Genomic DNA, 20,075 nt, shown 5'->3' on the forward strand with positions numbered 1-20,075 from the left:
AGGTAATCTCCACTTTTTTATGCTTTTGAACTTGTTTTTTTATTTTTAGAAAGTTTATTTATTGCTTCAATCAATAGAACTATAGAAAGTATAAATAGTAATACACCAAATACTACAAGTACAATTTGGCCACTTGCAATATTATCTTTAATAAGTATTATCAATGCTGCTAAAGTTACAGCAAACATAAATCCCATAGGAATAGTGAACATTTTATTGTTTTTTCCTAAATTGCCTAACCAAACTGCTAAAGCCATAAGTGATAGTGCGGCTAATAGTTGATTTGCAGAACCAAATAGTGGCCATACAGCATCCCAACCTTTAAATGCTAAAATTCCTGAAAGTAAAACTGTTATACCTGTTGCTACAAATGGATTTGCTAAAGTTGATTTTTTCCCATCCTTTGAGAAATCCTCAAAATATTCTTGGAAGACAAATCTTCCAAGTCTTGTAGAAGTATCTAAGCTTGTCATAGCAAATGCCGATACAGCTAATGCAGCAAAACTAGTCCCTACATGATCAGGTATTCCAATACTAGCCATAAAGTTACCTACACCATTTGAAAATACATTTACAGGACCACCATCTCCAAGTAATTGTGAAAGTTCACCCTTACTTATATATCCTGCTGTTATAATAGCAACTATAGCAATAATACATTCTATAAGCATTCCTCCATATCCAATAAGTTTTGCATCCTTTTCCTTATCCAATTGTTTAGAAGTTGTACCAGAACCTACTAAAGAGTGGAAACCAGATATAGCACCACAGGCAACTGTTACAAACAATATTGGAAATAGAGGCGTATTATCTACATTGAAACCTACAAATGGTTCAAGTTGTAATTTTGGACGAGTAACAAATATTCCTAAGATTGCTCCAATTACTAAAGCATATAATAAAAATGAGCTTAAATAATCTCTAGGTTGTAATAATATCCATACGGGAGCAATACTAGCTACAAAAATATATCCTAAAAGTATAAAGTTCCAAGCTGTTTTAGAAAGTGCAAGAGGAAATTTCATTCCTAACCATACAGATACGAATAACAATATAACTCCAATTACAGTACTAAGACCTAAGGAAACATTTTTTCTATATACGAAAAAACCAAAACAAATAGCTAAAAGTATAAATAATAAAGATGCAGTGGCTGCAGATGGCACACTTACAAAAGTGTTTGCAGTTATATTAGTAAATGCAGCAATTATAAGTAATAATGTAAGCCATGCGAAAATTGAAAACAATTTTTTGCCTTTTTTGCCCATATTATCTCCAATAATTTGTCCTATGGATTTTCCACCATGTCTTATAGATGCAAATATAGAACCATAATCATGGACGCCACCAAAGAAAATCCCTCCAATAAGAATCCATAACATAACTGGAACCCATCCAAAAATAGCTGCTTGAATAGGGCCTACTATAGGTCCTGCTCCAGCAATAGATGAAAAATGATGCCCTAATAATACAGGTGCTTTAGCAGGCATATAGTCTATTCCATCTTTTTTAGAATGGGCTGGAGTAGCTTTTTTATTATCAACGCCCCATTCTTTTGTAAGATAACTACCATAAGTTTTGTAGGCTATAATCATTAAGATTACACCAAGAATTACAAGCCAAATTGAATTCATAATGCATTCCCCCTTCTAGTTTTAGATTATTTATATATAGAGAATATTCTCTATATTTCAGTATTAAAGGGATTGAAATAATGATTTATAAAAATTTTTAGATTTTTTACCATCTTTATTTACATATATATTCATACTATTTAAATCTATTAATATAGCATGGATATTAGACCAGCCTCTAAATCCAAAAGCATAGTTTTTACGAAATTTAAATTTTTTCCCTAGCTGAATAGCCTTATCAGTAAATCCTATTTCAGTTATATACACTCCACTAATAATTGTTGACATATGTTCTTTATGAGGATGAATAAATTTATCAGATGTATATTTCAATAGTTCTAAAAATTCTTTTATATCTTTTTCATTTACAAAAGCTTTTTTAGCTTTTACTAAACAATGTTCATGGCTTTCATAGGCATCAATAACTATATTCTTACTTCCAATATATCTTTCATTTCTAATTACAGATTTTGCATATATAGGAAGGCATTCATTATTAATTTCATAATTTTCAGTTATATCAAAATAACTATTTAGAGCATTTTTTAGTTTAAATATGTATTCTGAGCTATTCATGAAAATCTCCTTTATAATAAACTTATAATAAATTTTTTGGAATATAATTAGGAATGTTACGAAAAGATTTAATATATAGATATTTTATGGTATGTTTATACTATTTTGGATAATAATATATATTTTATTTATATACTATCATTAATTCTGCAAATGTCAATAATATACTTTACTAAAATGGTAAACTTATATAAATAAAGTTTATTATTTTTTTCTTATGAATTTGTTTATGATTAGATATACTAGGCCTATGATTAATGCAAAAGGTAATATATAAATGACTATAATGATAATATTTTCCATTGTTAATTTTAAAAAGTAAAGAGAATTATTGAAAGTATTTATTATTTTTTCACCGAAACTTGTTTTAGTAGTTTCAATATTTGAAAATTTATCAACTTCAGTTATATTTATTATTAAAGTGCTATAGGAAATTTTATTGTCCATATCTTTCATTTCATTTGTAATACTTTCTTTTTCATATATAACCTTATTTAACTCATCTTCTAATTTTAGAATGTCCTCTATTTTTTCTGCGCTTTCAAGTATTTTAAGAATCCTTTCTTCTTTTATTTTTAGGACATTTAACTTGCTTTCTGTATCATAATATTCTTTTGTAATATCTTCTTTTGAGGTACTTTGAGATATGATATTTCCAATCTTATTAATTTCATTTGTAAATTTATCAACACTATTTTTAGGCATTCTAATAGTATATTGAGCATACTTATATATATTGTTATTTACATGGTTGTTATATGAAATATCTGAGTTTTCAATATAACCTTTGTATTTATTGACTATATTGTTTAGATGATTAATACTATTGTCAAACTCTTTTGTTTCCATTGATATAAATAAATTTGTAATTATTTTTTGGGAGCTACTTTTATTATCTACCTTATTTTCAGTAGCTCCATTGTCTAAAGCTATTTCATCATCCTCAGTACTGTTTTCAACAGATTTTGTATTTGAGGCCATTTCATGATTTACAATATTATCTCTAGTAGATTTGTTTGTGTTTTTTGGGATTAAAGTTAAAGAAACAGATATAACAATAAGGACAATTAAAGAAATTACTATAATACGTTTTTTCTCCCACATTTTTTCACCTCCTATTTCATTATTTATATTTTACCATATTTTACATGGTAGGTATAGATTAATACTCCTTTTTAGATCTGGCTTCAGCTACTATCACATACTATATAGTAAACAATTGTTTAAGAAATGAATATAATAATTTACTATATAGTAAACATTAAAAATACTTTTATTAAATCCATTGACATACGTAAAAAATATTGATATTATAATCATAGATAATTTAATCGTTACTCGTATAATTTCTAGAATATGGCTAGAAAGTTTCTACTAATGACCGTAAATCATTTAGCTATGAGTGAAAGTGTACCTAGGGTTCCGAAGAATAATTCTTGTCTGGACCAAGCGGTACAAATATTGGACTAACAATATTACACCGAAGGGAGAAAAGCCCAGACGGGTAGGTTTCGCTACACCTGCCTGTCTGGGCTTTCAATTTTAAAAGGAGGGTTTTCAGTGGAAAGTATTGAAAAATTGTTTGTAGAGAAAAGAATAGGGTTTGATATAGAAGCAAAGCAACTTTATAAGGACTTAAAAGAAAATTTGAATATTAAAGATTTAGAAAAAGTTAGGATACTTAATTATTATCAAATCAAGAATATCTCCAAGGAAGAGTATGAAGAAGCAATACACAGCATTTTTTCACAACCAAATACGGATATAGTTTATAAAGACAATTTTCCTATAAATAAAAATGAAATATATTTTAGAGTAGAATACCTTCCAGGTCAATATGATCAAAAATCAGATTCAGCAGAACAATGTTTAGAAGTATTAACAGAACATAAAGGGTGTAAGGTTGGTAGTTCTAAAATAATAATATTATGTGGCGATATAGAAACAAAGGAAATAGAAAAAATTAAAAATTATTATATAAATGGTGTAGAATCCAGGGAGGTTCCTTTAGATTTAGAAACTATTGACATAGAATGGAATACTCCAGAAAAAGTAGAAATAGTTAATGGATTTATAAATAAAAATAGAGAAGATATAGAAAAACTAATAGAAGATCTAGGATTTGCTATGGATGTTGAAGATTTATTATTTTGTCAAGAGTATTTCAAGAACACTGAAAAAAGAGATCCTACTATTACAGAACTAAAGGTAATAGATACTTACTGGTCGGATCATTGTAGGCATACAACTTTCAATACTGCTATTGAAGAAATAAATATTGAAGAGGGATTTTATAAGTCTATATTTGAAGAAACATTAAAAGAGTATATAAATACTAGAAAAGATGTATATGTAGATAGAGAAAAATCAATATCTCTGATGGATATAGGAACTATTATGCAAAAAGAATTATCAAAAAAAGGCTTACTTAAGGATTTAGAAAAATCAGAAGAAATAAATGCCTCAAGTATTGAAATAGATGTAGATGTTGATGGAAGAAATGAGAAATGGTTGTTAATGTTTAAAAATGAGACCCATAACCATCCAACAGAAATTGAACCTTTTGGTGGTGCAGCAACTTGTCTTGGTGGATGTATTAGAGATCCTCTTTCAGGAAGAAGTTATATATACCAAGCTATGCGAATAACAGGAAGTGGAGATCCAACGCAGAATATTGAAGATACTTTAGATGGTAAATTGCCTCAAAGAAAAATAACTATAAATGCTATGAAAGGTTATAGTTCTTATGGGAATCAAATAGGGGTTCCTTCAGGATATATAAAGGAGATTTATGATGACGGATATATTGCAAAGAGGATGGAATTAGGTGCAGTAGTAGGAGCAAGTCCTAAGGAAAATGTTGTAAGAGAAAAACCAAAGAACGGAGATTTAGTGCTACTGGTAGGTGGAAGGACTGGAAGAGATGGACTAGGAGGTGCAGTAGGTTCTTCAAAAGAACATGATGAGGAATCTTTATATACTTGTGGTGCAGAGGTTCAAAAAGGAAACCCTCCTATAGAAAGAAAAATACTAAGGCTTTTTAGAAAACCAGAAGTTAGCAAAATGATTAAAAGATGTAATGACTTTGGTGCAGGAGGAGTTTCAGTAGCTATTGGAGAGCTAGCAGATGGGCTTTATATAGATTTAGATACTGTACCAACTAAATATGAAGGATTGGATGGTACAGAAATAGCTATTTCTGAATCTCAAGAGAGAATGGCAGTAGTTATAGATGAAGAAAGTTTAGATGAATTTAAAAAATATACAGAGGAAGAAAACTTGGAGGTTACAGTAGTAGCTTATGTAACAGATACAGATAGACTTGTAATGGAATGGTGTGGAGAAACTATAGTTGATATTTCAAGAAAATTTTTAGATACAAATGGAACAATAAAAACAACTAATGTATTTATTAATCAACCAATAGAGAAATATTATTTTAAAATTGTACCAGAAAAATTAGAGGACAATTTAGAAGATATTAAAAAAGCTTGGACTTTAAATATGAAAGATTTAAATACAGCAAGCCAAAAAGGATTAGTAGAAAAGTTTGACCATACTGTAGGTAGAGGAACAGTTCACATGCCTCTTGGTGGGAAATACAGACAAACTCCAATAGAAGGAATGGTGGCTAAAATACCTGTATTGGAAGGACATACTAATACCTGTTCTATAATGACTTATGGATTTGATCCAAAACTTTCAAAATGGAGTCCTTTCCATGGTGGACTTTATGCAGTAATTGAGTCTATAGCAAAAATTGTAGCAATAGGTGGAGATTATAAAAAGACTAGACTAACTTTCCAAGAGTACTTTGAAAAATTAGGAGAAGATGAAGAAAGATGGGGGAAACCCTTTAGTTCAGTGTTAGGTGCTTTTTTAGCTCAAAAGAAAATTGAAGTTCCTAGTATTGGTGGAAAGGATAGTATGTCAGGCACTTTCAATGATTTAGATGTACCTCCTACTCTTGTATCTTTTGCAGTAAATACAGGAAAAGCAGATAAGGTTATTTCTCCAGAGTTTAAGAAAAGTGGAAGTTTTGTAGTATTAGTGCCATTAGAAATAGATGAAAAAGGTATGCCAAATTTTGAACAGTTGGACAGAAACTATACTAGAATATATGAACTAATAGAAGATAAGAAAGTACTTTCTGCTTCTACAATTAAAGCAGGTGGTATTGGAAGAAGTATAAGTGAAATGTGTTTTGGTAATAAAATAGGATTTAGATTCAATGAAAATATAGATAGAAAAGAAATATTTACTCCTAGATATGGTTCTATAATACTTGAAATAGATAAACTAGAAAATATAAAGAAATTATTTGAAGGAATAGATTTTAAAATACTTGGTGCTACTCACGCTAAAGAGTATATTGAAATTTCCCAGGAAAAGATATACTTAGATAAATTAATTAGAGAATGGGAAGAACCATTAGAAAAAGTATTTCCAATAAGGAATAATAATATTAAAAAAATAGATATAGATGCTAATTATATTAAAGGACCAAAGGTTCACTTTGAAGGTAAGAATGCAAAACCAAGGGTGTTTATTCCAGTATTTCCAGGTACAAATTCTGAATGGGATATGCAAATAGCCTTTGAAGAAGCTGGAGCAGTAGTAGAAACATTTGTATTTAAAAATTTGAATGAAGAAGATATTAGATATTCAATAGAAAAAATGGTAAAACTTATAAATAGTTCTCAAATAATTGCTATTCCTGGTGGTTCTGTTGTAGGGGATGAACCAGATGGCTCTGGCAAGTTTATAGCTACAGTTTTTAAGAATCCATATATGAAGGAAGCTACAATGAATCTCCTAAAAAATAGGAATGGACTTATTCTAGGAATAGGTAATGGATTTCAAGCTTTGATAAAACTAGGACTTTTACCTTATGGAGAAATAAGGGATATAGATGAAAATTCACCAGTCCTTACTCTTAATAATATAGGAGGTCATGTTTCTACAATGGTAGATACAAAAATAGTTTCAAATCTTTCACCTTGGTTCAGCAATACAAAGGTGGGAGAAATATATACATTGCCTATTTCTCATGGTGAAGGGAAATTTGTAGCTAATAAAGATGAATTAGAAAAGCTTATAAGTAATGGACAAATAGCTAGCCAATATGTAGATTATAATCCAAACGGCTCTGTATTAAATGTAGAAGCTATAACTAGTCCAGATGGAAGAATATTAGGTAAAATGGGACATTCAGAAAGAATTGGTAGAGATATTTGTAAGAATATTCCTGGAGAAAAGAACCAGAGAATATTTGAAGCAGGAGTAGGTTATTTTAGATAATTGGCCTAGCCAATTATCTAAAGTATTCTAAATTAAATAATATAGGAGGGATGATTTTGAAGGTTGCTGTTTTAATGGGAAGTATATCTGATGTAGATATAGTGAAAAAAACAGTTAAAGTGTTAGAAGAGTTTGGAGTAGAGTGTGAAGTAAAAGTTATTTCTGCTCATAGAACTCCTTTTGAAGCTATAGAATTTGCAAAGACGGCTGAAGAAAATGGAACAGAAATAATAATTGCAGCTGCAGGAAAAGCAGCTCATTTAGCAGGGGTTTTAGCAGGAGTTAGTATTCTACCTGTAATAGGTTTACCTATTAAGTCATCTACTATGGATGGTTTAGATTCTTTACTTTCTGTAGTGCAGATGCCAAAAGGAGTTCCAGTAGCTACAGTAGCCATTAATGGAGCAGAAAATGCAGGTATTTTAGCAGTACAAATGCTGTCAATAAAATATGAAGATTTAAAAGAAAAACTTAAAGATTATAAAAAGAAAATGGCTAGAGAAGTTAAAGAAATGGATGAAGAAGTAGTGAATAAACTTGACTAAGACCTGAAAGGGTGAGGAGTTTGTGCGGAGTTATTGGAATATACGATAGGGAAAATAAAGATATTTCTAAAATACTATACTATGGACTTTATGCTCTACAACATAGAGGACAGGAAAGTGCAGGTATTGCAGTAAATAACAATGGATTTATAGACCATTTTAAGGATATAGGATTAGTCCATGAGGTGTTTCCAAAGGAGAAATTAAACAGATTAAGAGGAAATATAGGAATAGGACATGTAAAATCTGGAACAAGTGGCGAGGAGAAAAGCTCAATAAATGCTCAACCTTTGGTAGTTGGATATAAAAAAGGAGCATTAGCTCTTGCAAATGATGGAAATTTAATAAATTCTAATGAATTAAGAGAAGAATTAGAGGACAATGGAGTTATATTTTCAACTAATACAGATACAGAAGTAATTGCTAATTTAATAGCTAGATTTCACAAAGACGATATAGAAATAGCCATACAAAAATCTTTAAAAATGATCAAGGGTTCTTATTCATTAGTACTTATGACCTTAGATAGACTTATTGGAGTAAGAGATCCTTATGGAATCAAACCATTATCTATAGGAAAGCTTGGTAATGATTATATTATATCTTCAGAAACTTGTGCCTTCGACACTATAGGAGCTAGTTATGTAAGAGATGTAGAACCGGGTGAAATGGTAGTTATAAAGGATGGAGAATTGAAATGCATAAAAAGTAATAGAAAATATAATAAAAAACTTTGTTTATTTGAGCTTATATATATGGCTAGACCAGATAGTAAAATAGACGGAAAAACTATTTATCTAGCTAGAAGAAAGGCAGGACAAATACTTGCCAAAGAATGTCCAGCAGATGGAGATATAGTTATTTCAGCACCAGATTCAGGAACAGTTGCAGCTATAGGATATGCAGAAGCTTCAGGGATACCTTATGATGAAGGATTAATTAAAAATAGATATGTAGGGAGAACTTTTATACAGCCAAGTGAGGAATTAAGAGAACAAGGAGTAAAGATAAAACTAAATGTACTAGAGGAAAATGTAGAAGGAAAGAGAGTAATACTTGTAGATGATTCTATAGTAAGAGGCACTACAATGAAATCTATAGTAGGAATGCTTAAGAAGGCAGGAGCAAAGGAAGTTCATTTAAGGATTAGCTCACCTCCTGTAATTTTTCCTTGCTATTTTGGATTAGATACTACTAAAAAGAAGAGCTTAATTGCTGATGATAGATCAGTTGAAGAAATAAGAGAAATAATAGGAGCAGATTCCCTTAAATATCTATCATTAGAAGGACTTATAGATGGTGCAGGAGGAGAAAATTTATTTTGCACAGGTTGTTTTGATGGAAACTATCCTATGGATATTAAATAGGGTTCAGAAAGGAGAAAGGTATGAAATTAACTTATAAGGAAGCAGGGGTTAATAAAGAAGCTGGATACAAAGAAGTACAACTTATAAAAAAAATTATAAATAAAACCCATACAGAAGGAGTGCTTTCAAACATAGGCGGCTTCAGTGGACTATTTGCTATAGACAATGAAAAATATAATGAGCCAGTATTAGTATCTGGAACAGATGGAGTAGGTACCAAACTTAAAATTGCCTTTATGCTGGACAAACATAATACTATTGGAGAAGATTGTGTTGCCATGTGTGTAAATGATATTTTATGTCAAGGAGCAAAACCATTATTTTTTCTTGATTATATAGCTACAGGAAAACTTGTACCAGAAAAAATGGCAAAAATAGTTGAAGGTGTAGCTAATGGCTGTGTAAAAGCTGGGTCTGCTCTTATAGGAGGAGAAACAGCAGAAATGCCAGGTTTCTATAAAGAAGGAGAATATGATATAGCAGGATTTGGTGTAGGAATAGTTGATAGGAAAAAAATAATTGATGGTTCAACTATTGAAGAGGGGGATTTAATAGTAGGGCTTCCTTCATCTGGAGTTCATAGCAATGGCTATTCCTTAGTTAGAAAAATATTTTTTGAAAATGCTAAATTAGATATAGATAATTATATACCTGAACTTAAAACTACTTTAGGAGAGGAACTTTTAAAACCTACAAGAATATATACAAATCCACTATATGAATTAATAGAAAAGTTTAATATTAAAGGAATTAGCCATATTACTGGTGGTGGATTTTACGAAAATATTCCAAGAATGCTTCCAGAAGGACTTACAGCAGTTGTAAATACTAGTGAAATTGAGATACCATATATATTTAAACTAATTCAAGAGTATGGAAAGATAGATAGAGATGAAATGTATAGTACTTTCAATATGGGTATAGGAATAGTTTTTGTTGTAAAAAAAGATGAAATAGATGATGTATTTTCATTTTTAAAAGCAAAAGATGAGAAGGTAGTACTTCTTGGAGAGATAAAAAAAGGAGAGGAAAGGATATTATTATGTCACCAATAAAAATTGGAATTTTAATATCTGGTGGTGGAACTAATCTTCAATCTCTAATAGACAATATAAAAAATAAATATATAAATGGAGAAATAAAATTAGTTATATCCAATAAAAAAGAGGCTTATGGATTAGAAAGAGCAAAAAAAGAGGGAATTGAAACACTATATATAGATAGAAAAAGTTTCAATTCAGAAGATGAATATAATGAGAAAATAATTGAGGAATTTAAAGATAGGAATATAGAATTAGTAGTATTGGCTGGATATTTAAGAGTTTTGTCTAAGGAATTTGTAAAGGCTTATAAAGGTAGAATAATAAATATTCATCCATCATTAATACCTAGTTTTTGTGGAAAAGGCTACTACGGAGAAAAAGTCCACAGGGAAGTGCTAAGATATGGAGTAAAAGTAACAGGAGCAACAGTACATTTTGTTGACGAGGGAACGGATACAGGACCTATAATACTTCAAAAAGTGGTAGAGGTAAAAGATAATGACACAGTGGAGCAATTGAAGGAAAGGGTTTTAAAAGCAGAACATGAGATTTTACCTGAGGCTGTAAAATTATTTTGCGATGGAAGAATAAAATTAAAGGATGGAAAAGTAATTATATTGAGGTGATAATATGAAAAGGGCTCTTATTAGTGTTTGGGATAAGACTGGTATTGTGGAATTTTCAAAGAAATTAAAAGAATTAGGTTGGGAAATAATTTCTACAGGTGGAACTAAAAAGATTTTAGAAGATGCAGATATAGATGTAATAGATATTTCAGAAGTAACAGGATTTCCAGAGGCTTTTGATGGAAGAGTAAAAACCCTCCACCCTAATATTCATGGAGGATTACTCCATATAAGGGACAATAAAGAGCATGTAAAGACCTTAGAAGAATTAGATATAAAACCTATAGATTTAGTAGTGAATAATTTATATCCATTTAAAGAAACTATTTCAAAAGAAAATGTAACCCATGAAGAAATAATTGAAAACATAGATATTGGAGGCCCTTCAATGATTAGGGCTGCGGCAAAAAACTATAAATATGTAACTGTTGTAGTAGATCCAATGGACTATGAAATTATAATAGATGAATTGGAAAGAAAAGGAGAAGTTAGCTTAGAAACTAGAAAAAGTCTTGCAAGTAAGGTATTTGAATATACAAGTAACTATGATAGCTTGATATCTAATTATTTCAATCAAATAAATAATATAGATTTTCCAGAAACTATTACATTAACTTTTGAAAATAAGAGGAATTTAAGATATGGAGAAAACCCACATCAGAAAGCAGCATTTTATAGCGAAGTAGGAGATAATAGTGGAACCATTACAGGAGTTAAACAATTACATGGAAAAGAACTTTCTTTTAACAATATAAATGATGCAAATGGAGCATTGGAAATACTTAAGGAATTTGAAGAACCTACAGTAGTAGCAGTAAAGCATGCTAATCCTTGCGGTATAGGTAGCGGAAAGAATATTTTAGAAGCTTATAAGAAAGCTTATGAGTCTGATAAGGTATCTATCTTTGGCGGAATAATAGCTGCAAATAAACAAGTAGATGAAGAAATGGCTAAATTGGTTAATAGCATTTTTATTGAAGTAATAATAGCTCCTTCCTATACAGAAGAAGCAGTAAAAGTACTTAGCTCCAAGAAAAATATTAGAATTTTGGAATTGAAAGATATTATGAAAAATGATTATAAATCTTATGATATGAAAAAAGTCCTAGGTGGTTTATTAATACAAGAAAGAGATACATCCCTTTTAAAAGAAGATATAAAAGTTGTAACTGAGAGGAAGCCTACAGAAAGTGAAATGGAAGAATTATTATTTGCTTGGAAAGCAGTTAAAAATGTAAAAAGTAATTCAGTAGTTCTTGTGAAAGATAAAGGAACAATAGGAATTGGGATGGGTCAAACAAACAGAATATGGGCTGTAGAACAAGCTATAGAACATGGTGGAGAGAAAGTAAGGGGTAGTGTACTAGCATCTGATGGATTTTTCCCATTTGGAGATTCTATAAAAGCTTTAGCTAAAGCAGGAGTTACAGCAGTTATTCAGCCAGGTGGTTCTATTAGAGATGAGGAATCCATAAAAGCAGCAGATGAAAATAATATAGCTATGGTTTTCACTCATATGAGACATTTTAAACATTGATTATTCTATTATAAAGGAAGGGATAAAAATGAAAGTTTTAGTTATAGGCAGTGGGGGAAGAGAGCATGCACTTTGTTATAAACTTTCCAAAAGTAGTAGAGTATCAAAAATATATTGTGCTCCAGGTAATGGCGGAACTCTTCAGGTAGCTGAAAATGTGAATATAAATCCAAAAGATACAGATTTATTATTGGATTTTGCATTAAGTAAATCTATAGATTTAACTATTGTAGGACCAGAAGATCCTTTAGTTAATGGAATAGTAGATAGATTTAATGAAAATGGACTTAAAATATTTGGACCAGAAAAGAAATCAGCTGTTTTAGAAGGCAGTAAAATAATATCAAAAGAGTTTATGGAAAAATACAATATTCCAACAGGAAAATATAGAGTATTTAAGGATGTAAATGATGCAATTAATTTCTTAGATGAAATAAGCTACCCAATAGTTGTAAAAGCAGATGGCCTTTGTGCAGGTAAAGGGGTGATTATATGTAAGAATAAAGATGAAGGAATTAAAGCTATTGAAAAGATAATGATAGACAAAAAATTTGGCTCTTCAGGAGAGCAAATTATAATTGAAGAATTTTTAGAAGGGGAAGAAACTTCTTTACTTTGTTTTGTATCCCAGAACAATATATTTCCTATGGAAAGTGCTAGAGATTATAAAAAAATATTTGAAGGTGATAAAGGACCAAATACTGGAGGAGTAGGCTGTTTTTCACCTAATCCAATAATGACTTATAAATTAAAAAAAGAAATAGAAAATACTATACTTAAAAATATAAAAATAGGATTAAAAAATGAAGGAATGAATTTTAAAGGTATTTTATTCATAGGTCTTATGTTGACTAAAAAAGGTCCTCAAGTATTAGAATTTAATGTAAGATTTGGAGACCCAGAAACAGAAGTAGTACTTCCTAGATTAGAAAGTGATATTCTGGATATACTTGAGAAAACTATGGATGGTAGTTTAAAAAGTGAAGATTTAAAATGGACAAATAAGGAATGTATTACAGTAGTAATAACATCTGAAGGATATCCAGAGGAATATAAAAAAGGAAAAGAAATAAATGGATTAGAAAATTTGGATAAAGATATAATAGTTTTTCATAATGGAACTAAAGTGGAAGATGGAAAGTTAGTAACTAATGGAGGAAGAGTTATGTCTATAACCTGTTTAGGAAATACTCTAGAAGAGGCTAAAAAGACAGTTTATAGAAATATAGATAAAATAAAATTTGATGGTATGTGTTATAGAAAAGATATTGGAATTATTGAAAATAATATTTGATTGGAGGATTAGTAAGTGGAGAATTTTTTTGAGCTTAAAGAACATAATACTGATGTAAAAACAGAAATACTTTCAGGAATTACAACTTTTATGACTATGGCCTATATTTTAGCTGTAAATCCTTTAATTCTTTCAGAAACAGGAATGGATAAAGGTGGAGTATTTACGGCTACAGCTTTGTCAGCTGTTATAGCTACATTAATAATGGCTCTCTATGCTAAATATCCTTTTGCTTTAGCCCCAGGAATGGGTCTTAATGCTTTTTTTGCTTATACAGTTGTTTTGAAAATGGGATATTCTTGGCAGTTTGCATTAACAGCAGTATTTATAGAAGGTATTGTATTTATACTATTGTCATTTGTAAAAGCAAGAGAAGCTATTTTTGATGCTATTCCTATGAATTTAAAAAAAGCAGTTTCAGTTGGAATTGGATTATTTATAGCTTTTATAGGACTTAATTCAGCAGGGATAGTAGTTCAAGGAGAAGGAGTACCGCTAGCGTTAGGTGCTATAACCAAACCTGAAGCATTGTTAGGATTGATTGGACTTATAATAATGGGTGTTTTATTAGCTAAAGATGTAAAAGGAGCATTACTTATAGGAATTATAGCTACTACTGTTATAGGTATACCTATGGGTGTTACTTTGCTTCCAGAAGGTGGAAAGATAATAAGTTTGCCACCATCTTTAAGAGAAGTTGCATTCCAGTTTGAATGGGAAAATGTGTTGAGCAAAGATATGATTTTAGTAGTATTTACTTTCTTATTTGTAGATATATTTGATACTATTGGAACATTGACAGGAGTTTCTTCAAAAGCAAATATGTTAGATGAAGAAGGAAAACTTCCGAGAGTTAGCAAAGCACTATTTGCTGATGCTGTAGGTACAGTAGCAGGTTCATGTTTAGGAACTAGTACAGTAACAACTTTTGTTGAAAGTGCATCAGGAGTAGCTGAAGGAGGAAGAACTGGTCTTACGGCTTTATCTACTGCAGGTATGTTTGCTCTTTCACTATTATTTGCACCACTTTTTACAATGGTACCAGCATCGGCTACAGGTCCAGCACTTATATTAGTAGGACTTTTTATGATGAGCCCAATAAAAGAAATAGATTTAGATGATTTTACAGAAGCTATACCAGCATTTCTAACTATTATTATGATGCCTTTAGCATATAGTATTGCTGAAGGAATAGTATTTGGAATGTTAGCCTATGTAATTTTAAAATTACTTACAGGTAAAGGCAAAGAAGTATCTCCTGTAATGTATGTTTTAAGTGTATTATTTATAATAAGATTTTTAATATAGATAAAAAAATAGGCTTGCTATATTTAGTTTGTAGCAGGCCTATATATTTTCAAAACAGAAGAAATCTGGTATACTAAATTATAATAGTTAAGAATATATGATTTATTTGAGAGTAAACATAAAGTTATAGGGTATTAAATATGAATGAAGGAAAAGGTTATTATAAAATTTGTAGAAAGAAATTATAGAATTATTAGAAAATATAATTATCTAAATTATTTAAGTTGTAAAATTAATAAATTTACTACTATACTTGTTTAATAAGCAAAGGATAATAAGTTCTTGGACAATATAATACGTTTAAACGTAAGAGTTCCCTATTTTTAAGCGAAGTAAAAGTGGGGAAAGTTCAAGGCTTATAATTATATAAATTAAATGATCTTAATTTTTAAGATTAATGAGGGGGTATATTATGAAAACTGATGTTCAAATTGCTCAAGAGTCAAATATGAAGCCTATTAAAGAAATTGCTGAAGGATTAGGGCTGGGAAAAGAAGATTTGGAGTTGTATGGGGATTATAAAGCTAAGGTTTCTCTAGATGTATTAAAAGAAAAGGAAAATAACCCAGATGGAAAATTAATATTAGTTACAGCTATAAACCCAACTCCTGCTGGAGAAGGAAAAACTACAATGAATATAGGACTTAGTATGGCATTAAACAAGATAGGAAAAACTGCCATATCTGCTCTTAGAGAACCTTCTTTAGGACCTAGTTTTGGAATCAAAGGAGGGGCTGCAGGAGGAGGATATGCTCAAGTAGTACCTATGGAAGATATAAACTTGCATTTTACAGGGGATATTCATGCTATAACTACAGCTCACAATTTACTTTCAGCACTTTTAGACAATCACCTTCATCAAGGCAATGAACTTGGAATAGACCCAAGAAGGATTGTTTGGAAAAGGGTAGTAGACTTAAATGATAGGGCTCTTAGAAATATAGTTGTTGGATTAGGGGGAAAAGCCCATGGTGTACCAAGAGAAGATGGATTTGATATAACAGTAGCCTCTGAAATAATGGCCATTTTGGCTTTGGCAAATGATTTAGAAGATTTAAAGAAGAGATTAGGGAATATTTTAGTAGCTTATAATTATGATGGGGAACCAGTATATGCAAGGGATTTAAAAGCAGAAGGTTCTCTTACATTACTTCTTAAGGATGCTATTGAACCAAATTTAGTTCAAACATTGGAAAATACTCCAGCATTTATCCATTGTGGACCTTTTGCTAATATTGCACATGGTTGCAATAGTGTATTAGCAACAAAGATGTCTTTAAAGTTAGCAGAATATACTGTTACAGAAGCAGGATTTGGTGCAGATCTAGGTGCGGAAAAATTCTTTGATATAAAATGTAGATTTGCAGATTTGAAACCTGATGCAGCAGTGATAGTAGCAACTGTAAGGGCATTAAAATTACATGGTGGAGTTTCAAAAACAGAATTAAACGAAGAAAATTTAGAAGCATTAAAAGCAGGATTTGAAAATTTAGAAAAACATATAGAAAATGTAAAAAGCTATGGTGTTCCAGCAGTAGTAGCTATAAATCATTTTCCAACGGACACAGAAAAAGAACTAGAACTTGTATTTAATAAATGTGAAGAATTAGGTGTAGAAGTAGTGCATTCAGAAGTTTGGGCAAAAGGTGGAGAAGGTGGAATAGAATTAGCTAAAAAAGTAGTTGAAGTTGTTGAAAATACTCCATCGAAATTCAAGATGTTGTATGATGAAAATGCTACTATAGTAGATAAAATAGAGAAAATATCAAAAGATATATATGGTGCTGACGAAGTAGACTTTACTCAAAAAGCAAGAAAGGATATTGAACAAATTGAAAAGCTTAATCTTGATAAAATGCCAATATGTATGGCAAAAACTCAGTATTCTCTATCTGATAACCCTCAATTATTAGGAAGACCAGAAGGATTTAAAATTACAGTAAGAGAAATTAAAATATCTGCTGGAGCTAAATTCCTAGTGGCTTTAACAGGAGATGTAATGACTATGCCAGGTTTACCAAAAGTACCAGCAGCAAATAATATGGATATAACTGAAGATGGAAAAATAAAAGGATTATTTTAGCTGAAAAATAAAAAGAGCTATCGTAAAATGATATGCTCCTCTTATGGTAGAAAGATTAAACAATGAAAATCTGAATATCATAGGGGGATAATTTTGCGATAGCTCTTTTTTCAAAAATATTTAAAAGAATTTAAATTTTTGTCATAGAGAAGGTATTTGAAGAAAAAAATAGAATAATGGATGTAAAGAAATAAAGGAGGGATTTTTATGGACTATGAATCAAGGATAAAAAATGAACAAGTAGATGGATTATTCGAAGCTGTATTAGAACTTGAAAATGTGGAGGAATGTTATCGCTTCTTTGAAGATATATGTACTGTAAAGGAAATACAAGCCATTGCACAAAGACTTGAAGTGGCTAAACTACTTAGAATGAATAAAACTTATAATGAAATTGAAGAAAAAACAGGTGCAAGTACTGCTACTATAAGTAGAATAAGTAGATCATTGAATTATGGAGTAAATGGTTATAATTTAGTATTAGATAGGCTAGGCTATCCTAAATTAGATAATAAAAATAGCTAAAAGGTATAATGTATAGTCGGTATATTCGACTAAAAAAATGTTTTATTTACAAATATGTATAAAGATGATATAATGTAATTAAAATAAATATTGTGGTGAGAAAATGAGAGTGTATCTGGAAATCTGGAGACAGATTTTTGGTACACTTTTTTGTTTTTTACTATAGTAAAAAAAAGTAAATTCCTTGAGGAGGTATTATTTTGGATACTAGTTTTTTCAAGCGATTAGAATCGAATCCTATTATAGCAGCTGTTAATGATTTAAATAATTTAGATAAAGCTATTAGTTCTCCATGTGAAAACATTTTCTTACTTGCGGGAAACATTGTAAATTTAAGAGATATAGTTAATAAAGTAAGAGAAAATAATAAGGCAATATATATACATCTAGATTTAATAGATGGAGTATCTAAGGATCATTGGGGATTAGAATATGTAGCTAAAAATATAAATCCTCATGGAATAATTACTACTAAAAGCAATCTCATTAAATATTCACAGGATCTAGATATTTTTGCTATTCAAAGACTTTTTGTACTAGATTCTCTATCCTTAGACACAGGCATAAGGAATATAAAAAACACAGAGCCTAATGCTGTTGAAATACTTCCAGGGATAATGCCTAAGATTGTAAAAAAAGTAGTTTTAGAAACTAGAAGACCAATTATAACAGGTGGTTTAATAAAGGATAAGGAAGATGTAATTGGAAGCTTAAATTCTGGAGCAGTAGCCATATCAACGAGTGATGAAAAAGTTTGGTATATGTAAAGAAAGGAGAGATATAAATGTATGATATAGCCATAATAGGTGCAGGTATAATAGGTACATTTATAGCAAGGGAATTATCAAGATATAATTTAGACATTGTTATTTTAGAAAAAGACAATGACATATCTAGTGGTGCAACTAAAGCTAATACAGGTATAGTTCATGCAGGCTATGATGCAAAGCCTGATACAAAAATGGCCTATTTTAATGTAAAAGGAAATCCTATGTTTGATAAAGTATGTGAAGAATTAGATGTAACTTTTAAAAGAAAAGGTTCTCTAGTATTAGGTTTCAACGAAGAAGATATGGAAACTATTGAAGAACTTTATGAAAGAGGAAAGAAAAATAAAGTACCTAATCTAGAAATAATAGATAGAGAGAGAATAGAAGAATTAGAACCAAATATAGGGAAAGATGTAGTTAGAGCTCTTTATGCCCCTACAGCAGGAATTATAAGTCCTTGGGAATTAGCTATAGGATTAGCTGAAAATGCCATGGATAATGGTGCAGAACTTATGTTAAATACTGAAGTAAAAGATATAGAAAGTATGGATAATGGATATAAAATAAAAACTAATGAAAAAGAAATAGAAGCAAAGTACATTATAAACTGTGCTGGTGTATATGCGGATGAAATAAGCAGAATGGTAGGAGACAATAGTTTTAAAATAACACCAAGAAGCGGTCAATATTATTTACTTGATAAAAATGCAGGGAGAATAATGAATACTGTAGTATTCCAATGTCCTAGAAAGTTTGGAAAAGGAGTAGTAATATCTCCTACAGCTCATGGAAATATAATAGTAGGTCCAGACAATGAAATATCACCAAATAAGGATGCTACTGAAACTACTGGTTATAGATTGGAAATGATTAAACAAACAGCACAAAAGAGTATAGATGGAATACCTTTCAATAAGAATATAACTAATTTTACAGGCATAAGGGCAGAACCAGATACAGGAGATTTTATTATAGAAGAATCTAAAGTAGCAAAAGGATTTATAAATGTTGGAGGAATTAAATCTCCAGGTCTTACATCTTCTCCAGCAATAGCAGAATATGTAGTTGAAATAGTTAAGAATATATCGGCTGGTTTAGAAGAGAAAAAAGACTTTAATCCTAGAAGAAGAAAGGTAATAAGATTTGCAGAATTATCAAATGAAGAAAAAGCTGAACTAATAAAGAAAGACCCAAGCTATGGGAAGATAATTTGTAGATGTGAAACTGTAACAGAAGGTGAAATAATTGACTGTATAAATAGAAATGCAGGTGCTACTACTGTCGATGGAGTTAAAAGAAGAACCAAGGCTGGATTCGGAAGATGTCAAGGTGGTTTTTGCATGCCTAGAGTAATGGAAATATTAGCTAGAGAGTTAAATAAAGATATGACAGATATAGTTAAAGATAAGACAGGTTCTTATATACTCACAGGAGAAACAAAAGAAATCGAAAATGAAGAAAAGTAA

At 30.3% G+C, this 20,075-nt stretch carries 15 protein-coding genes and 1 riboswitch; of the genes, 12 read left to right on the top strand and 3 right to left on the bottom strand.

The window, feature by feature from the left end; translation table 11 throughout:
• Positions 1 to 17: 17 nt before the first annotated feature.
• The 3 genes from NSA23_RS10610 to NSA23_RS10620 all read right to left on the bottom strand — a co-directional run bounded on the left by NSA23_RS10610 (position 18) and on the right by NSA23_RS10620 (position 3,314).
• Positions 18 to 1,634: a carbon starvation CstA family protein gene (locus NSA23_RS10610; protein WP_257490531.1), complete on the bottom strand. Its 1,617-nt coding sequence runs from the start codon at positions 1,632 to 1,634 to the stop codon at positions 18 to 20.
• A gap of 63 nt (positions 1,635 to 1,697) precedes the next feature.
• The gene (locus NSA23_RS10615; RefSeq protein WP_257490532.1) at positions 1,698 to 2,210 is read right to left on the bottom strand and encodes a DUF8052 family protein; all 513 of its coding nucleotides are present in this window, start codon (positions 2,208 to 2,210) and stop codon (positions 1,698 to 1,700) included.
• Positions 2,211 to 2,414: 204 nt separating this feature from the next.
• Entirely contained in the window at positions 2,415 to 3,314 is a 900-nt protein-coding gene (locus NSA23_RS10620; protein ID WP_257490533.1) for a DUF4349 domain-containing protein, read from the bottom strand.
• Between the two features lie 214 nt (positions 3,315 to 3,528).
• A riboswitch (purine riboswitch) is annotated at positions 3,529 to 3,629 on the top strand.
• Positions 3,630 to 3,770: 141 nt separating this feature from the next.
• Here NSA23_RS10620 and NSA23_RS10625 point away from each other — a divergent pair.
• The 12 genes from NSA23_RS10625 (at position 3,771) to NSA23_RS10680 (ending at position 20,075) form a co-directional block, all read left to right on the top strand.
• Positions 3,771 to 7,511 carry a phosphoribosylformylglycinamidine synthase gene (locus NSA23_RS10625; RefSeq protein WP_257490534.1) on the top strand — a complete coding sequence of 1,247 codons (3,741 nt, stop codon included), beginning with the start codon at positions 3,771 to 3,773 and terminating at the stop codon, positions 7,509 to 7,511.
• A 56-nt stretch (positions 7,512 to 7,567) separates the two neighbouring features.
• On the top strand, positions 7,568 to 8,056 hold the full coding sequence (purE, locus tag NSA23_RS10630; RefSeq protein ID WP_042678626.1) for a 5-(carboxyamino)imidazole ribonucleotide mutase: 489 nt from the start codon (positions 7,568 to 7,570) through the stop codon (positions 8,054 to 8,056).
• An 11-nt stretch (positions 8,057 to 8,067) separates the two neighbouring features.
• Complete coding sequence (gene purF, locus NSA23_RS10635; protein ID WP_042678625.1) at positions 8,068 to 9,423, top strand: amidophosphoribosyltransferase; 1,356 nt, start codon at positions 8,068 to 8,070, stop codon at positions 9,421 to 9,423.
• Between the two features lie 20 nt (positions 9,424 to 9,443).
• Positions 9,444 to 10,478, top strand: a complete 1,035-nt coding sequence (gene purM, locus NSA23_RS10640; protein ID WP_042678624.1) for a phosphoribosylformylglycinamidine cyclo-ligase — start codon at positions 9,444 to 9,446, stop codon at positions 10,476 to 10,478.
• On the top strand, positions 10,466 to 11,092 hold the full coding sequence (gene purN / locus NSA23_RS10645; protein ID WP_042678623.1) for a phosphoribosylglycinamide formyltransferase: 627 nt from the start codon (positions 10,466 to 10,468) through the stop codon (positions 11,090 to 11,092). Before purM ends, purN begins: the two co-directional genes overlap by 13 nt.
• A gap of 4 nt (positions 11,093 to 11,096) precedes the next feature.
• Positions 11,097 to 12,629, top strand: a complete 1,533-nt coding sequence (gene purH / locus NSA23_RS10650; protein ID WP_042678622.1) for a bifunctional phosphoribosylaminoimidazolecarboxamide formyltransferase/IMP cyclohydrolase — start codon at positions 11,097 to 11,099, stop codon at positions 12,627 to 12,629.
• A 28-nt stretch (positions 12,630 to 12,657) separates the two neighbouring features.
• The gene (gene purD / locus NSA23_RS10655) at positions 12,658 to 13,923 is read left to right on the top strand and encodes a phosphoribosylamine--glycine ligase (RefSeq protein ID WP_042678620.1); all 1,266 of its coding nucleotides are present in this window, start codon (positions 12,658 to 12,660) and stop codon (positions 13,921 to 13,923) included.
• A 15-nt stretch (positions 13,924 to 13,938) separates the two neighbouring features.
• Positions 13,939 to 15,231: an NCS2 family permease gene (locus NSA23_RS10660; protein ID WP_042678619.1), complete on the top strand. Its 1,293-nt coding sequence runs from the start codon at positions 13,939 to 13,941 to the stop codon at positions 15,229 to 15,231.
• A gap of 412 nt (positions 15,232 to 15,643) precedes the next feature.
• On the top strand, positions 15,644 to 17,314 hold the full coding sequence (locus tag NSA23_RS10665) for a formate--tetrahydrofolate ligase (protein ID WP_042678618.1): 1,671 nt from the start codon (positions 15,644 to 15,646) through the stop codon (positions 17,312 to 17,314).
• Positions 17,315 to 17,521: 207 nt separating this feature from the next.
• On the top strand, positions 17,522 to 17,839 hold the full coding sequence (locus tag NSA23_RS10670) for a YerC/YecD family TrpR-related protein (protein WP_042678617.1): 318 nt from the start codon (positions 17,522 to 17,524) through the stop codon (positions 17,837 to 17,839).
• A 200-nt stretch (positions 17,840 to 18,039) separates the two neighbouring features.
• Positions 18,040 to 18,606, top strand: a complete 567-nt coding sequence (locus NSA23_RS10675) for a glycerol-3-phosphate responsive antiterminator (protein ID WP_050069669.1) — start codon at positions 18,040 to 18,042, stop codon at positions 18,604 to 18,606.
• Positions 18,607 to 18,623: 17 nt separating this feature from the next.
• Positions 18,624 to 20,075 carry an NAD(P)/FAD-dependent oxidoreductase gene (locus NSA23_RS10680; protein WP_042678615.1) on the top strand — a complete coding sequence of 484 codons (1,452 nt, stop codon included), beginning with the start codon at positions 18,624 to 18,626 and terminating at the stop codon, positions 20,073 to 20,075.

This window comes from Anaerosalibacter massiliensis, assembly GCF_024623155.1.
GTDB lineage: Bacteria > Bacillota > Clostridia > Tissierellales > Sporanaerobacteraceae > Anaerosalibacter > Anaerosalibacter massiliensis.

Excerpts from the sequence above, each read along its gene's own strand:
- NSA23_RS10615 (WP_257490532.1), bottom strand. The coding sequence starts at position 2,210 with ATGAATAGCTCAGAATACATATTTAAACTAAAAAATGCTCTAAATAGT.
- NSA23_RS10670 (WP_042678617.1), top strand. The coding sequence starts at position 17,522 with ATGGACTATGAATCAAGGATAAAAAATGAACAAGTAGATGGATTATTC.
- NSA23_RS10620 (WP_257490533.1), bottom strand. The coding sequence starts at position 3,314 with ATGTGGGAGAAAAAACGTATTATAGTAATTTCTTTAATTGTCCTTATT.
- purN (WP_042678623.1), top strand. The coding sequence starts at position 10,466 with ATGTCACCAATAAAAATTGGAATTTTAATATCTGGTGGTGGAACTAAT.
- NSA23_RS10665 (WP_042678618.1), top strand. The coding sequence starts at position 15,644 with ATGAAAACTGATGTTCAAATTGCTCAAGAGTCAAATATGAAGCCTATT.
- purM (WP_042678624.1), top strand. The coding sequence starts at position 9,444 with ATGAAATTAACTTATAAGGAAGCAGGGGTTAATAAAGAAGCTGGATAC.
- purH (WP_042678622.1), top strand. The coding sequence starts at position 11,097 with ATGAAAAGGGCTCTTATTAGTGTTTGGGATAAGACTGGTATTGTGGAA.
- purD (WP_042678620.1), top strand. The coding sequence starts at position 12,658 with ATGAAAGTTTTAGTTATAGGCAGTGGGGGAAGAGAGCATGCACTTTGT.
- NSA23_RS10610 (WP_257490531.1), bottom strand. The coding sequence starts at position 1,634 with ATGAATTCAATTTGGCTTGTAATTCTTGGTGTAATCTTAATGATTATA.
- NSA23_RS10680 (WP_042678615.1), top strand. The coding sequence starts at position 18,624 with ATGTATGATATAGCCATAATAGGTGCAGGTATAATAGGTACATTTATA.